Origin of the sequence: Spongorhabdus nitratireducens (assembly GCA_947387575.1) — a bacterium.
GTDB lineage: Bacteria > Pseudomonadota > Gammaproteobacteria > Pseudomonadales > Endozoicomonadaceae > CANDOC01.
Genome location: CANDOC010000001.1, coordinates 887,089 through 902,309 on the forward strand (window position 1 = coordinate 887,089; position 15,221 = coordinate 902,309).

Genomic DNA, 15,221 nt, shown 5'->3' on the forward strand with positions numbered 1-15,221 from the left:
ATTCGACCAGTTCATCACACAAGTCCTCAGGCAAGGCGAGCGATGCGGGGCATGGTGGTTCCATGTTCAAGTCGTTCAACGCGGCATGAGGGCTTGTGTGATGAACCCGAAGGGCCGCTCATGGTTTACGCCATGCCACGTTGCTCACTGTTTATGTGGAATTACCACACCACACAGTTCGCGCCTAACCTGGCGTAAACCATGAGCGGCTGGTCGTATGTCTAATTGTCAACAGCCCCTAGAGAAAGAGATAAATAATTTTACCCTTACTGTTCAACTACAGGTTCTGATAAACCCTGTGACCAGATCAAGCTCAGGGTGCCATTAAGCAGGAAATCTGCCATCGACAACTCCTCCCCCTGGCATAGCCGGAAACCCTGCCACGCCGTAACGCCTGACCAGATCAAAAAGCAGCTGTACTGACCCAATATCGACAGGTCATACCGCGTATGCTGATGGTTTTGTTGCTGTAGACAGTTGTCATAAAAAGCTCCCAGACAATCAAACAGTTCGATCAACTGATGTTGGGTTGATACGCTCAGAATAAGTTGTGGGGTTGAAAGGTAAACACGATAACCCGCGCTGCATTTGCAAACAGCAAGAAAATCTTGCTGTAACGTACCATAGGGGAAGTACAGAAACGAAAGTGGTTGATCCTGAATAGACCTTGCATACTGAACGATGTCAACGGTTTCCTCGACACTGAATCTTGAGGGCAGCGTCTCCTGAATCAGGTTGTTAAACGCGACAACTTCTTTACAGTAACGGCCTTTGATTGAGCTGGCATAGGGTTCTTCGGCTTCATGACCCAACTCCCGAATCAAAAACCGTTTCAACCATTCGCAGGCAATCTGCTGCTCCGAAGATGCTTTTTTCCAGAAGCCTTCATTCTGACTCAATAGATTGACAATCAGGCTGGCATAAATGATATGCCTGAGCCGAAAAGCATTCGGCCTGTCCTCCGCCCGATCATAGTAGCTATCAGCCAGAAGATGTGCCTGACAGGCAGCCACATTGATCCTGTTGGCTGTAATTTCAAGTCCGGGGGTTATGGCAAGCAAAGCAGGTAGCAGTCTGGCGATCTCTCCAATGGACAGAAAAGATCTTGAATCAGCCGTGACTGGCACCAGAATCGGAGATGCAGTCCTGGCAGCCTGGCGAAGACCATTCACACTTAAATATGAAAGCTGCAGCTTCTGCCGATGTTGTCTGCCCAATAGCCCTGTCGTCTGATAATCTTCAAGATTGTTCAGATAAGTCTGCATTGCGCTGCAGTTGACCGGTTGATCCTGCAATGCATTGATAATAACCCCCAGTTCATTTTTTAATTTATCAAAAAACGCACCGATAGCATCCGGAAAACAATCGCACTGTTCACAGAACAGTTCGCCGTTGTCCAGCTCTTTCATGAGGGAGTCACAATCCGGGCAATGGTAGTCAGCCTGTGCGCCAAAAGATAATAAACTGGCCAGTATAATGACAATAACCTGCAGCATTTTTACTACTCATTATTATGTCATCAGAGATAATCCGGGCAGTATACTTCAGCAGTTTTACTATCCGGGCAAGCATGCATCGATTGATTGTAGACTGTATATTCAGGGCAGATGCAATTTCATGTGATGCCTGATGCACTAACTACCCATAAAGCCTGACAGTCTATCTGCTTCCAGTTCCGTCCCGCCAACATCGATGCCTCCTGTCGTCAAAATCTGCAACCAGTTTGTAATAAATTCCCTGCGTTCGTCAGAACACTCGTCAAATGCATCCTTTAGCAGTTCGTTGGCTGTGGGCCGGTAACGCGGATCCGGTACAAAACACAGGGCCACCAGTCGGGCCAGCTGCGGCCAGTTGGGATATACCCGGCACAGCAATCCAAGCCTGGTCACCTCGACCACCTGTTTTGCCAGCTTCGAATCGAAACTACCACCATTGACAAGAGCATCTGCCAACAACCCCAGACACGCATAGGCTCTTTGAGTCGATATCCCCGAGTGAGATATGAATATTTTCAGTACTGTACAGCCAAAGCCCCAGCTGTCGATTGCCGTGAAATAGGTGCTATCGAGCACATCGATCAGCCGCTGCCCTTCGGTTCCAAATGCTGTAGATGTGGTTACGTTGGTAAACATCAGAAAGCAGATACCCAAGTCTCTGTAGCCCGGGGTGCCAATCGGGCTGGCATTTCGAGATAGCAGTATCCGGCGTAATTTATCGGGTGTAGTAGTAGAGTCAAAATCTGTTACCCGGCATTTCAATCCACCGGTTTGATGAGCAGTACACAACAAAAAGTTAACCGCCTGCTGCCTGGGCATAGCGCCACCTGCAGGCATTACCCAGCGACAGTAAGGGCAATCCAGATATAACAAGATATTGGAGGGTTTGACATCATTATGCACCAGACCCGCCTGGTGAATAATGACCAGCCCCTGCAGGATACTCCGCAGAATACTTTTTACATTATCGACAATAATCTGTAGTGCTGCCGGTGAGTCCTTGCACTCCATCAGGATATTGGACAAGGCGCCATTTCCGAGACTGGTGAGCATCGTCTGCAGGTCAAATGACGCTCTTTCTGAATAGTGGTAGCAATAGTATCTTCGGGGCCTGTCCGGGTCTTCTTCAGCCATCTGCACAGCATTCAGCAAGGCGATATAGTCTGCTGCATTTTTCTCTACAGACATGTTTTCATACGCCTCAATCTCCGTCAGCCTGAAATGTGTTTTCTTGCAGGCATACTCCCTCTGGCCATGATAGATATAAGTGACCTGTCCGTTTCCTCCCTTGCCAATCTGTTGATCCAGGGCCTCTTTGGTGGGTAGCGGATAAACCCTATGCTCCCTAAAGCCCGCCGCAGGCCTGATAACTTTCACCATTCCTTCCGGCCAGACACTATTAAGCGGGTAAGGAAAATCCACCAGTTTAATATCCGGCTCCTGCCCTGCAACGGCAGGCTGCTGTTTTATTTTCGCTAGTTGACCGGCAAATACACCCTGCAAAGGTTCGCGGGCAGGTAGCCGTGTTTGATTTGCGGGTTGATTTTCAGGCTTGGATTCATTGGCAGAAAACCGGCAGGAGTGAATGGCAAACCCCAGGCCTGCGACATGCTCACCCGGATTCTGGTCGGTTGCTGCAATGGAGGTCATGATGCCGGCACTTGAGGAAGATCGACTATCAACATTATTGTCATCCAGCCTTCCCTGCCCTGGTGACCCTTTTCTGCTAAAGCCTTTATTCATTACTTGCGGCAACAATCCGGGATCAGGCGTTGTTGTTACCAGAACATCGTCAGGCTCGCAGGGAAATGGCTCCTGTGAACTGACGACTGCGGTAGATGTTGCACAGGCTTTCGGTGGCCTGTCACGATCAATAGCGGAGTCATGCTCCATGCACCGGGTAAAGGCAAGCCGCTCATAAGTATCCGTCTCTTGCCTCAGGTAAAATATACCGAGAGTGCAGCTTGATAACAGCATACCGGGCATTTTCAGGGGCAGCTGAGTAGAAACAACAGTATTGTCACCACTGATATAGGGCTTTACTTCATGGTGTTTACTGTCAACAGCCTCAACAGAAAATCCGGGATCAATATTCGGCTCCGGTGTATCAGAAGCTGAAGAATCATCCGCTCCGACCTGACAGGCGAAAACAGCAAGCCAGAGCCAAAAGAATTGCTCCGGAAATTTAATGGACAGTTTATTTTTCATTCGCTTCGTCCTGTAAAGACATCCGCCCTTGCACCGGCAGTACAACAGTCTTCATCAGACAAAATAACGTGTATCTATTATAACCTTTAAATAAATAGTACTGATTTTATATTCATTCAAAGGCTACAGACCTGAAAAACAAAATAGAATTTCTTATTTAATGAATGTTCAGTGGACACTTGGAGAATCCCGGACTTTACTGTAACCACATTGTTTTTTTACCGGTTGACCCCAGCCACAAGGGTGCCCCATGAAACTCAGCCGGATATTCCGTTTTTTTCCTGCCCTGATGCTGGGTGCATTGTCTTTGCTCACTCATTCTGCCTTTGCTGGCTACCTTTATTTTGAAATTTATCTTGATGATGTACTGATCGGCATACTGGAATACGGCACTTATAAAACGTATTGCTCTGATATTAATGAAAACACACTTTTAAATCTGGGCTGGAATAAAGTGGCACGGCGCCTGTCCGATGATGAGGAGATGAGCTGTCATTATAATCCTGCACCACAGACCAAAGGGTGCCACTATCTCTATGCTGACAGTCAGCCAATCATCAAAAGAGAGTATCGGTATTATTTCATTGTAAAGCTGGATGCACTGGGTGATATCTGGCAGCTGGATCCGAAGCATGCTCAAATCCGGTGGAGTCATTTTCACCTGACGGCTTTTGGTGTCGCTGAATGTCTTCCGGTGTATTTAAGATATTATGCCACCAGCTATGATGACCTAGGAAACCGACACTTTAGTTTCGATAAAAACAACCAGCAGGCAATACTCGGAAAGCTTTACAATGCAAACTTTCTGATTGACCCGCTGCTGGACTCAGGCTGGTACAGTCATACATCCGGGTTTAAGTTTGAGAACCCGAAGATTCCGGGTATTGGCTGCATTCACTGGGGTTCCCGGGGCCTGCCTGTATATGTTCAGGTCAATACTCCGATGGCTGACTCTGGATATAATCATCAACATGACAGCGTGGATTATCATGGGGCTTATGCCCTGATCCCAGTCAATCCCAGCCTGCATCAACTGAACCTTGAGCTAACTACCCGGTTTACTTTTCAAAATGACCGTCACAGGTTTCCCATAGAAGAACCTTATGACACAGAAGAGTCATATCTTAATTCTGTACATGCTCAGTTCACATCCGGTGGTGAGCCACGCTGTTTACAATATGTAGCAGTGCCCCGATCATCGTTTGACCTTGATAAATATGAACAGTGTGCAAGGCAGCGACTTCTAAACAGAGGCCCAGTAGAACCCCAACAGCTAGAGACCTCATCAGCGTTTACAAAAACATTCCGAACCCGCGGCGGCGGGATCAGGCAAGTATTCATTCAATCCACTCCTGTGCATTAGCGGACCAGTCTGCATACCGACTGTACTTTTTTGCCACATCTCTTTGCCATTCCGCTGCACCCATCTTTACCACCCTTCAGAACGGAACATTAGTACGAAGTAGTATTCCGTGCTAGCATGCCCGCAAACTAAACGACACAAGCCGTCACAATAACAATAATACGCCACGGTCCTTTCTATACCGACGGGGGCGGTAGCGTGTCTGTGCTAAAGTGGCTGTCGGGTTGTCAGACAGAGTTGTCAGACAATCAACCATCCCAGAAAAAATCACCTGAGCAATCATCCCGGAAACAATAATGAAAATCGCAATCTATTGTGGCTCCAGCGCCGGTAACGATGCCGGATATGTCGAGCAGACCCGGAAACTTGGCCACTATCTGGCCGAACAACAGATTGATGTTGTGTATGGTGGTGGCAAGGTCGGCCTGATGGGCACAATCGCCGACGCGGTGCTGGAAAAAGGTGGCCGGGTTTATGGCGTAATTCCTGAATACCTGGAAAGCAAGGAAATCGCCCACCCTCACCTGACCGAACTCAGTATCGTCCCGGATATGCATGCCCGCAAAGCCCGAATGGCCGCTATGGCCGATGCTTTTGTCGCCCTGCCCGGTGGCCCCGGCACACTGGAAGAGATCTTTGAAGCCTGGACCTGGGGCCAGCTGGGGCATCATGCCAAGCCCTGTGCTTTCTATAATATCGACGGCTATTACACCCCGTTACTACAGGGCATGATCCCGCAAATGGTGAATGCCGGTTTCCTCGGTTCCAGCTATGCCGACATGATTATTCAGGCCGATCAACCGGAAGCTCTGGTCACAGCCCTGCATAGATATCAGCCACCCCGCCACAAATGGAGCTAACAGGCAGCGCGAAAATGACCTGCACCGTTATCTTTGACGATGGTAATACCCTGTGTGAAGTGGGTTCACTGGCAACATCACTTCCTGCGGTATTCGACCACCCACGGGCACCGGAGATCGGCCAGTATATAGAACAAAGCATTGTTTGTTTTTGACAGAGTCCGGTTTACAGCGAGTTTGCGAGAGGTGATCAACGGAGCTCTGCAAACCTGAAATCCCAATAAGTGAAAGAATAACGGGACTAAAATGAAGAATAACACCTGCCCGGCCCCTGAATATTCAGCTGCAATTATGCTGGCGCTGACCTCTCTGTTGGTAGCACATTTATTTATTTCGTTGATATTTGATTTTCTGGACTTTCCTCATGCAGCCAGTCTCTGGAACAGTGATAAGGGCCTATATATCAAGGGCGTGATTATTACGCCCGTTATTACCTTTTTACTCAGTATGAGAATGATCAAGCAATCTCCTTCCCACAGAGTCTCAAGCTTTGTTCTGGCAGGTATTTATGCTGCATTTTTAAGTGTACTATTGACTGTTTCAATACACTCGCTTGGTTATGAGTCACTGGAAAGCCTATCTGAAGCAACATCGAGGAATAACCTGATACTTTTCACGTTGGTCGTTACATTACCCTTTGGGATAATTGCTTCAATTATTTCGATACCCTTCAGCTTTATCGTCGGGATAATTCATAAAAGTTATATAAAGCCTCAATATTAATATTCAATAGTGTTCCTCTGAAAAAAATTAAAGTTCCTGTTTTACAGGATCAGACATTACATTTACTGGCTATTCAGTTAAGATCATCGATGGCTATAGGATTTCCCATGCGAGCAAATAAAAAATAGAAAGCGCTACCTTTCAGCCTTAAAAATAAAGTCATTCTTTCTCAATATTTTCCTGTTTATTGTCTACGTTTAGTCCTGATTCAAAAAACAGAATCGGGATCAAAAATGAATAAATTAGTCCGTTGCTGTGTTTCATTATGTGCGTTGTGTGGTTTATTGATCTCTGGATCTGCATTTGCTGTTTATGGCGAAGCAGATCTTCCCTGTGTACTGGGTGCCGATAAGCCTGCGGTTTTTGGCTGGGATAATGTCGCAAGGTCATTTCATATTGATGAATGCAAATGTACTGGTGTTGCAGCCTGTGATAAGGGCCCAGATTGTGATTACAGGCCAACAAATCAGGATCGAGTGATACTCACATCCACGCGTATTGCTGTCGTTGATGGGAATGGCCCCAAAGGAGATCAGGTTGCTGATCAGTTAGCCTCACAACTGATACAAAAACCGGCGATCAAGGCGGTACCAGAGACACAAACCTGGATTAACAACAGTAACTTCGGTGAAAGTGCCGGTGGCGCATGTTTCGCAGCCCTGGAATTTCTTCCGGACAGTGAATTCCAAATAGATGTCAGTGGCGACTGTACCATTCTGATTGTTCCCCGAATCAGTATCTCCCTGGGTGATGACTTGCTGACTCTATTGCAAGCTGATCAAAGGCTGAAGTGGTATGGGGGAGTAATGGAAGGCATTAAACAGGCCGATCTATCTTTTTTTATGATATTCCATAATGCATACCCTGATGCCGGGCATATTGCTTCCGAGGTGCTTAACGAGGCCAGTAGTGAGGTATTTTCATATGTGCAATTTTTGCGAAAGGGGCATCACTCACCGCTTGATTATGCCACCCTGGTTTTTAGCCATAGTCGCCGTAATAAGCCGTACTTTTGTCTTCATGGCAGAAGTGATAAAACCATGCCGCAGAGCCAGATTTATAAGCGAACAGGGCCGGTCAGGGTCTATCTGTTGTCAGACGGTGTTTGCATTCACCCGGAAGAGCTGATCATTAACACCTACAGTGAGAGCTGTGAGGGTGCTGTAAGAATGATCGAGTCAATCACAACTCAGCGAATGACTGATGAATCGGGGTCCTGTAGCGTTGCTTTCGGTCTGGCCGAACGTTACGGCCTGAGCGGTCAGACTCAGGTAGCATCTTTATCGTACAAGACAGAAGGCGGAGAGATGGATGACTCTCTCGATACGGCCCTGAAAGCCGGCTGGTTGCTGCCAGCCGCCAAAGACAATCGCAGCATCGTGGTTATGGATATTGAGGACTAAGAAGGCTGCAACGATAAAACCCGATTATCTTGACACTGCATTTAAAACAAGCAAAACCAGCCTGCTAAACTGGGCCGTCATTCCTCAAAAAAGATGATGAGTGACGAGCCCTTTTTTACATATTTTCATTGCAACTGTTCAATACCCAACCTTCCAGACTGTCCTCTATTTCAAGAATCAGTACACCCATTTCAGAGGACCTTGAAGCGTCCAGACTGAATTCACCTGATAGTTTACAGCTATAAAAATCACTCTCAAACAAGAAGAAATAATGAAAAAAGTCCTGTTAATTCCTGTCGTTTCCTTGTTAACCGCCTGTTCTAGTACGCCATCTACTGGAAAGAAATCCGAATCCTACACCGATCGGATTTTCCGCATGGGGATGAATATGGCGTGTGATATGAAGTATTCAGATGAAGCGATGTGTGACTGCCAGACGGATGTGCTGGTTGAGGCATCGACTGCGAACCTGAGATACCAGTTCGTCAATAACCCGGACGCTCACCAGTTTGAAATTTTTTCATTAATGATGGAAAACACGGACAAACTTGAAGCCTGCAAGCAAAAAACAACCACTGTTGATGATATTCCCGCCACCCCTATTACCGCAGAGGAAATTCGGACGTATATTGACAAGATGGAGCAGCGGGTGATTCCTGATGTCGATATAGAAAAACCTTTTCCATGGAAGCAGAGAACCTCACTGGTCATCTATTCCGATGTTGCTCCCGGCGATAATCCAGATAAGAAAAACCCGTCACTGGTGTTCCATAATTACCAATACGAACGAATGGCCATTATCTCTGATGGGGCACCTTACCTGATAGAAGCCTCATCAGATAACATGGGGGAGATCATCAGCCAATGGATAGATAATGCCCGTGATCAGAGTGATCTGAACCGTGCAATGATTGCCCGGCAATGGGTTAGCGAAAAAAGCAGCGAGTATTACTTTATCGAGCTTGAACCTGCTGAAGTCGCTGGCAACGCCTACCCCTGGGCCAGACATGCAGATCAACAATAACCCCTGCATATATAACCGTCCTCTCCTTCCGCTATAAAATCCAAATATAATTTCTGGAAGAATAATGAAAAAAGCCTTCTTATTTGTTGTTGCTTTATTAGGTTCGATTTATGCCCACGCCAACACCGAACTTTCAAAGTCAGAATTCACCCAGGCCTTCGTCAACAAGATAGAACAGGCCATACCTGATTCAGCGTTTGTCATTGAGTCCCCGTTAAATATCAAATCCGATGATCTCAACGGTTATGAAATGACACTGAATCTGGAAAATGCCTATGCCCAGTACACCGCAAAGCAGAAAACGCTGGATGCCTTGACTGCTACCCAGATCGCCTCAATGAAAGCTACTGAAAAGGATTTTGGCCGAAGTGAGGCCGACAATATATTCCCTGTACTAAAGCCCAGATCTTATCTGGTAAACGTAAGAGAACACCTGAAAGCCAGAGGGTATGACGAGGAAGAGCTTCCTTTTTACTGGCATCAGCTGACTGATAGTGTTCTCGTACTTTATGCCTTTGACACACCGGAAAATATGCGATTTGCCACCCCGCAGGATGTCAAAGAACTGGGCTTGTCTGACGAGATGGTCAGACTTAAAGCCGCAGAAAATCTGGATACTTACTTTTCGGAAATCGAGCTGTCTGTGATGAAAATGGATACTCATGAAACCGGCAGTTTGTATTTCCTCAAGGCTGATGACAACTACGAGGCCTCTGCCCTGTTGTCTGATTTTCTCTGGAGCAAGGATAACTTTCCGGTTAAGGGTGATTTTGTGGCCTTCGTACCGGCAAGAAATATGTTGATCGTGGTGGGTTCTGAAGACAAACAAGGTATCACAATCGCATCGATGTTTGCCGAGCAGAGCTATCAGGATCTTGGTTACAGTATTTCGCCCCGCCCCTTTATCCGGCTGAATGACACCTGGCATGAGCTGCCCTGATAACACAAAATAACGTCCGTTTTACTAGCTGTTTCAAAGCATAAAAAGAGATTCAGAATGAAAAAGATAATCGCCTTACTGTCATTGACCCTGCTTGCAGGCTGCAGCGCGACCGCTACCCAGAACAGTATCAAACAATCCAAGGCCTTATACGGTAAAACCTTCACTCTTGAGGCTAGCAAGGAAGGCAGATTTTTCAGCCCCACGGAAAAGATCAAATATTTCGAAGTTGATTCATATCTCAACCATGTATTTACTGATCTGCGCTTCATGCTGGATGATAAATACCCCGAGCCACCACTGGTTGTAAGACCCACCATCCTTGAAACACAGACGTCCCGGGCCATCTACGCTTCCTGGGTACCCACTGGAGTGGGCTATACCGTCCTGCCAACGGCACACTACATGCTGATTACCGATGTATCACAGGAAGAACCTGTGACCAAACGATATATCATGTTGAAAGCTCTGGAGAAGATCAGTGAGCGGTACACCGTGGAAGAAGTCAGCACCCCCTTCTTTCATTATCTGATTCGAGTAGACGAGTCTGATCAGACAGATTTTGAGCCCACTGTTATTGCCATGTTGAATGAAATTACCGATGTATAAATGTAGTGACGTGTAACAGATAATAAAATAGATTTGAGCACCTCAGGAGGTTACAGCTATGCCAGTAAAGGTTGCTGTGATCTCCTGAGAAAACACTATAGGGGCTATTTTACTCCCGAATGTATTTTTAGGATTTCATAGCAACATGGGGGGCTTTAATACAAAAAATCTCACAACTTATAAAACATGCTTGAAAGATCTTTATAACAACAAAAAACACCATATAAACATGAAAACAAAGATAATACCAACTCTATTGACCTTCACTTTATTTGCAACACCGATAAATGCTGACGTAATTCAGGATTGTAAAAACTTAGCAAAAATATTTTACAAAGCCGCAGAATACCGAGACAAAGGAAAGCATATAATCGAAACATTGGAATATTTAAAGTCAACCAAAGTAGAAGATGATCTTATTTTTGAAGCTGCCAGAAACGCATATAAAAACCCTGATTTCCCCCCACAACATGTTGAACAGTATAGATTCATGTACTGCGTAAGAGAGATTACTCAAAAATATCCATGGGTATATATTGAATACCACAGTAAAGAAATCGGTGATACCTACAGCATTGAACGCCTCTTTGAAAAAAATACGATCAGAATAGTAATGGTTGATGATAGCACTTTGGAATTGTGGGTATCTTTCCCAGGCATTCATAAAGAAAAAGAGATCCGAATTATTATCGGAGAGACAGAATACTATTTGATCGCTCCGGCTCAATCAAAAACTCAGACAACTTACAGCCTGAAGAGAAGCATCAATGATCCTGAAGCAAAAAGAATATTGAGCACCATAAAAGATGCTAAAAAAATAGTCATTATTAAGAAATCCACAGCACATGAAATCGAGAACTTCTATATAGAAAAACCAGTAGAGCAACTCCTCAGTAAATTATCATCAGAAAAATAAAATGTGTCGGTTTATTTGATTTTATTCATAAGCAGCACACCTAATGATCTTAATCATCTAAAGACGGCAATGAAAATTTCAGTAAGATGAACATTAAACATTGAGAAGCAATATATGACAACTGTCCTCGTTGCCATGGATAGCGCAGCCTTTGAAAATTATCTGCAAATCGCTATTCCTGCCTACGCCCAAACCAATATCGAATCTGGTCGCTGGGAAGCAAGTACTGCTCTGGAGCAATCCCGCCAGGCTCACAGTGCTCTGCTACCCCAAGGAGCTGAGACCGAAAACCATTACCTGTTCAATATCAGAACTGAAAACAGTGACGAAAACGTGGGGCATATCTGGGTACATATCGATGACCAGCATAGCCTCCGGACAGCCTTTATCTATGATATTGAAATTTATGAATCATTCAGGCGTAAAGGCTATGCCCGCTCTGCCCTGAAGAATATTGAAGAATTTGTTGCCGGACTCGGAGCCCGGAGCCTTGGTTTGCATGTGTTCAATCACAACCAGTCCGCCCGTGCGCTATATGAGTCAATGGGATTTGTGACAGTCAGTCATAATATGAAGAAAACGATATGACCGCTTTGCCCTACCCATCAGGATATATCATGAGGGTCTGGTGCATTTCTGAGAACATGATGCCTTCTCATGCTTGAAAGGACTGGTACTCAATTACGAATTCGCCCGATCATAAACTGACAGTTTCTGTTCAAACTTTTCTTCAAGCTTGCACTGCAGCAGAGCCTTACTAAGGATCAAACCGGTTTGACCTTTGCCGAGGCCGATAATTATGTTGAACAAAACACACCCCTGTAGATCCTGCTTATGGATTCTGGATTTCTCATCAATTTCGACGTAACAATACAATGATTGCAACATTAAAGACTGTTTTTTTGTTTATATGCATCTCAACACTTGCTGGATGTGCTCAAATGTCATATTACCCATACCTAAGTGAGTATGGGAACGAAGAAGCAACCGGCTTGGTGATTGCTTCGGTATCGGTTAATTCAGATGAAAAATATGAACTCGGCAACCTAGTCATCAAAAGAGTACAAAAAGATAAAAAATTTGATGACTGGGATATGTACAATTTACCGAATGAACTAAGAGGAACCACTAATCGAAGTGGATTATATTCTGTTGGTTTACCTGAGGGTAAATACCAGATTTCAATGTTAAGAAAAGTTTATCCTTTAAGAGATTACATCAAGGTAGAAAAAGAAAGCGAAAACCTTACTTTTGAAATAAAGTCTGGTCAGGTGACAGATCTTGGAAGAATCATATTTTCTTCATATGATTACAAAACCTATATCATCGGAAAAAGCACAATTAATACAGACAACCATGAACTTTTCAACATATATCTTGAAAACTACAATCACTTTTTGAAAGACAAAAAAACAATCAAATGGAACCGAAGCAAAGCAGACGAAATCATTAATAAGCATGCAATTGATAACCCTATTGGCATAAACGATATTCTTGAGTTAAAAAATGGTGAGATTATAGCTTCAACCAATCTTGGAGTTGTTTTAAAAAGGCTTCAGAATAGAAAATGGAAAAAGGTTTTTCAGTCTACCAAACAGGCTTCCATTTCAGCTATTGATATTATGGGTTCTCATCAAGTCATTGTGGGCGATGAACTTGGATTTATCTACACTATCGACACTAATACAGGAGAATACGCTTCTATCGAAAACAGTCTTCCAAAAGGTGCCATTATTTTCATAAGTCATTCAGGTGAACATAACAAGTGGTTTGTTTCAGTAAAACATAATGAACAGGCTACTCTTTACACCGCCAGTAGTATTCACTCAAAAGAGTGGGAGCCTGTCAGGACTGACTTGTTCGGACGGGATTTTATGAATGGTGATACACAAATTTGGACACTTCGACATCCCGGTGGTTTTGTTTATGCATCCGGAAGCCGGAAGAGTATTGCTTGCTTTAATTACAGCCGCAACCAGTGGACAACCAATAAAACACCTCTCAGTAGAAGTATCATATCGATTTCCGGGTCATCACATCATACTGGAATGGGCATCCTAACTTCTCCGATTGGTGGACTATGGGGGATTACAGCCCAAACTCACATAACATATAACTGCGGCGAGTCCTGGATCAAAACAGATACCCCATACTCCATAAAAGCAACAGCTCCGATCGTTCTCAGTAAGAATAACATTATTGAGTCCGGTGCTCATGACGGAGATACAGGCATCTATTCCACCTCTGACAAGGGTAAAACATGGCAAAAGATATCTGGCATGCCTGTCATGAATATCGGGACGTGGTATACAGAAAATAATGGATTATTTGCTGTGTTCCGAGCTCAAGACGCTTTTGAGGTTATTTATAACTCGCTTGATAGCGGGAATACCTGGAATGTAGACCTTACAGTAGCAAGAATTTTGAAGAAATAATCATATTTGGCGTATATCTTCTTACAACCCAAAGATCAATCCTCGGAAATCTATCGCCTGGTCACAAGCCATTCCTTTGTATTAAAACACCTCGCTACACTGCAAAAGAGATAACAATAATGAATGACCAAAACACTAATCGCCCTGCCTCTGGCTCTGATACTGGCCGGCTGTACCACCACGCACATACAACCAGATGCAGATTATTGTCTGTAAGTCATAACATGAAAAAAAATCTGAAATAAACCCTGAACAAAGTTGAAAATTTATATATGAGGATAACAGTAAAAAAGAATAGATTGATATTTAAGTTAAAGAGCATCGAGCACAAGATTAAACCTTATAATTTATCATTCTCACTCCCCCATTTATACAACCAAAATAATAAAAACAATAACATGAAGAGAATTTCTGCATTATTACTATTTCTTCCAGTAAGTACTTTTGCAACAGCATTGGATACATGCATAGGCCTGATCCAAAAAAAAGAATATGCCCAAGCAGAGCGAGTATGTACCATCGAAGCAGAAACAGGTGACAATGATGCCCAATATGAGCTATCCAGACTTTATTTAATTGGAGAAAACGTATCCGTTAATTATAAAAAATCCAGATACTGGGCAGAGGCAGCAGCCCGGCAAGAAAATGCTGAAGCTCAACTTTTACTTGGAGTTACTTATCTGGAAGGGCACGGAACGAATAAAAACCCTGAACTGGCTATAAAATGGTTTAAAAAAGCTGCAGAAAACGGAAACATCAGATCGGCTTCTATTTTAGGTGACTTGTATTATGAAGGTAACATTGTGCCTCAGGATATTGAAAGGTCTGTAAGGTATTACCAGTCAAGCGCTCTTTCTGGAGATGATACAGCTCAGGAAAATCTGAGCATTATCTATTATCGAGGCAGTGGAACAATTAAAAAAGACCACAATCGATCCTTTGCATGGGCATCAATGGCTGCAATTCAAGGCAATGCCCGATCATTATCAATATTAGGGCTGCATTTTCTTAATGGTCAAGGTGTGCCTGAAAACAAAGCAATGGCATATGCGTATTTTCTGGCAGCGAAGAAAAAAGGGGTTGAGAATCTGGATGACTTAATCAATATTGCAAAAAAAGGCCTGAAGCGTAGTCAATATGTAAATGCACAAATAACCAAAGATCAAATTTTGAGTGGACTATCTTTATCCAATAACGAATGGCGCAAAGATATAACATTCAAATAAGAAATATTTACAAGAGTT

The 15,221-nt window shown here is 44.2% G+C and carries 14 protein-coding genes; 12 read left to right on the top strand and 2 right to left on the bottom strand.

Going from position 1 to position 15,221, the window contains the following annotated elements:
• Positions 1–266: 266 nt before the first annotated feature.
• Both ACYZZ0_RS04165 and ACYZZ0_RS04170 read right to left on the bottom strand, forming a co-directional pair.
• Entirely contained in the window at positions 267–1,496 is a 1,230-nt protein-coding gene (locus tag ACYZZ0_RS04165; protein ID WP_461535320.1) for a hypothetical protein, read from the bottom strand.
• A 138-nt stretch (positions 1,497–1,634) separates the two neighbouring features.
• Positions 1,635–3,704 carry a protein kinase domain-containing protein gene (locus ACYZZ0_RS04170; protein ID WP_461535321.1) on the bottom strand — a complete coding sequence of 690 codons (2,070 nt, stop codon included), beginning with the start codon at positions 3,702–3,704 and terminating at the stop codon, positions 1,635–1,637.
• Between the two features lie 250 nt (positions 3,705–3,954).
• Here ACYZZ0_RS04170 and ACYZZ0_RS04175 point away from each other — a divergent pair, with 250 nt between their 5' ends.
• The 12 genes from ACYZZ0_RS04175 (at position 3,955) to ACYZZ0_RS04230 (ending at position 15,203) form a co-directional block, all read left to right on the top strand.
• Positions 3,955–5,067, top strand: a complete 1,113-nt coding sequence (locus ACYZZ0_RS04175; RefSeq protein ID WP_461535322.1) for a hypothetical protein — start codon at positions 3,955–3,957, stop codon at positions 5,065–5,067.
• A 296-nt stretch (positions 5,068–5,363) separates the two neighbouring features.
• Positions 5,364–5,927: an LOG family protein gene (locus ACYZZ0_RS04180; protein ID WP_461535323.1), complete on the top strand. Its 564-nt coding sequence runs from the start codon at positions 5,364–5,366 to the stop codon at positions 5,925–5,927.
• 14 nt (positions 5,928–5,941) lie between these two features.
• Positions 5,942–6,082 carry a hypothetical protein gene (locus tag ACYZZ0_RS04185; RefSeq protein ID WP_461535324.1) on the top strand — a complete coding sequence of 47 codons (141 nt, stop codon included), beginning with the start codon at positions 5,942–5,944 and terminating at the stop codon, positions 6,080–6,082.
• 91 nt (positions 6,083–6,173) lie between these two features.
• Complete coding sequence (locus ACYZZ0_RS04190; protein ID WP_461535325.1) at positions 6,174–6,650, top strand: hypothetical protein; 477 nt, start codon at positions 6,174–6,176, stop codon at positions 6,648–6,650.
• Between the two features lie 233 nt (positions 6,651–6,883).
• The gene (locus tag ACYZZ0_RS04195; protein ID WP_461535326.1) at positions 6,884–8,053 is read left to right on the top strand and encodes a hypothetical protein; all 1,170 of its coding nucleotides are present in this window, start codon (positions 6,884–6,886) and stop codon (positions 8,051–8,053) included.
• A gap of 271 nt (positions 8,054–8,324) precedes the next feature.
• Positions 8,325–9,077, top strand: coding sequence for a hypothetical protein (locus tag ACYZZ0_RS04200; RefSeq protein ID WP_461535327.1), 753 nt, complete (start codon positions 8,325–8,327; stop codon positions 9,075–9,077).
• A gap of 64 nt (positions 9,078–9,141) precedes the next feature.
• Positions 9,142–10,017 carry a DUF1444 family protein gene (locus ACYZZ0_RS04205; RefSeq protein WP_461535328.1) on the top strand — a complete coding sequence of 292 codons (876 nt, stop codon included), beginning with the start codon at positions 9,142–9,144 and terminating at the stop codon, positions 10,015–10,017.
• 57 nt (positions 10,018–10,074) lie between these two features.
• Positions 10,075–10,626 (top strand): hypothetical protein, encoded by a 552-nt coding sequence (locus tag ACYZZ0_RS04210; RefSeq protein WP_461535329.1) that lies wholly within the window; start codon positions 10,075–10,077, stop codon positions 10,624–10,626.
• 145 nt (positions 10,627–10,771) lie between these two features.
• Positions 10,772–11,542 (top strand): hypothetical protein, encoded by a 771-nt coding sequence (locus ACYZZ0_RS04215; protein WP_461535330.1) that lies wholly within the window; start codon positions 10,772–10,774, stop codon positions 11,540–11,542.
• A gap of 114 nt (positions 11,543–11,656) precedes the next feature.
• Complete coding sequence (locus ACYZZ0_RS04220; RefSeq protein ID WP_461535331.1) at positions 11,657–12,130, top strand: GNAT family N-acetyltransferase; 474 nt, start codon at positions 11,657–11,659, stop codon at positions 12,128–12,130.
• 287 nt (positions 12,131–12,417) lie between these two features.
• Entirely contained in the window at positions 12,418–13,977 is a 1,560-nt protein-coding gene (locus tag ACYZZ0_RS04225; RefSeq protein ID WP_461535332.1) for a beta propeller repeat protein, read from the top strand.
• Between the two features lie 272 nt (positions 13,978–14,249).
• Positions 14,250–15,203, top strand: a complete 954-nt coding sequence (locus ACYZZ0_RS04230) for a tetratricopeptide repeat protein (protein WP_461535333.1) — start codon at positions 14,250–14,252, stop codon at positions 15,201–15,203.
• Positions 15,204–15,221: the final 18 nt, after the last annotated feature.

What these genes read in the sequence shown, in the direction of transcription:
- ACYZZ0_RS04210 (WP_461535329.1), top strand. Translation starts at nt 10,075, where the DNA reads ATGAAAAAGATAATCGCCTTACTGTCATTGACCCTGCTTGCAGGCTGC.
- ACYZZ0_RS04205 (WP_461535328.1), top strand. Translation starts at nt 9,142, where the DNA reads ATGAAAAAAGCCTTCTTATTTGTTGTTGCTTTATTAGGTTCGATTTAT.
- ACYZZ0_RS04230 (WP_461535333.1), top strand. Translation starts at nt 14,250, where the DNA reads ATGAGGATAACAGTAAAAAAGAATAGATTGATATTTAAGTTAAAGAGC.
- ACYZZ0_RS04170 (WP_461535321.1), bottom strand. Translation starts at nt 3,704, where the DNA reads ATGAAAAATAAACTGTCCATTAAATTTCCGGAGCAATTCTTTTGGCTC.
- ACYZZ0_RS04225 (WP_461535332.1), top strand. Translation starts at nt 12,418, where the DNA reads ATGATTGCAACATTAAAGACTGTTTTTTTGTTTATATGCATCTCAACA.
- ACYZZ0_RS04190 (WP_461535325.1), top strand. Translation starts at nt 6,174, where the DNA reads ATGAAGAATAACACCTGCCCGGCCCCTGAATATTCAGCTGCAATTATG.
- ACYZZ0_RS04215 (WP_461535330.1), top strand. Translation starts at nt 10,772, where the DNA reads ATGGGGGGCTTTAATACAAAAAATCTCACAACTTATAAAACATGCTTG.
- ACYZZ0_RS04175 (WP_461535322.1), top strand. Translation starts at nt 3,955, where the DNA reads ATGAAACTCAGCCGGATATTCCGTTTTTTTCCTGCCCTGATGCTGGGT.
- ACYZZ0_RS04195 (WP_461535326.1), top strand. Translation starts at nt 6,884, where the DNA reads ATGAATAAATTAGTCCGTTGCTGTGTTTCATTATGTGCGTTGTGTGGT.
- ACYZZ0_RS04165 (WP_461535320.1), bottom strand. Translation starts at nt 1,496, where the DNA reads ATGCTGCAGGTTATTGTCATTATACTGGCCAGTTTATTATCTTTTGGC.
- ACYZZ0_RS04185 (WP_461535324.1), top strand. Translation starts at nt 5,942, where the DNA reads ATGACCTGCACCGTTATCTTTGACGATGGTAATACCCTGTGTGAAGTG.
- ACYZZ0_RS04200 (WP_461535327.1), top strand. Translation starts at nt 8,325, where the DNA reads ATGAAAAAAGTCCTGTTAATTCCTGTCGTTTCCTTGTTAACCGCCTGT.
- ACYZZ0_RS04180 (WP_461535323.1), top strand. Translation starts at nt 5,364, where the DNA reads ATGAAAATCGCAATCTATTGTGGCTCCAGCGCCGGTAACGATGCCGGA.
- ACYZZ0_RS04220 (WP_461535331.1), top strand. Translation starts at nt 11,657, where the DNA reads ATGACAACTGTCCTCGTTGCCATGGATAGCGCAGCCTTTGAAAATTAT.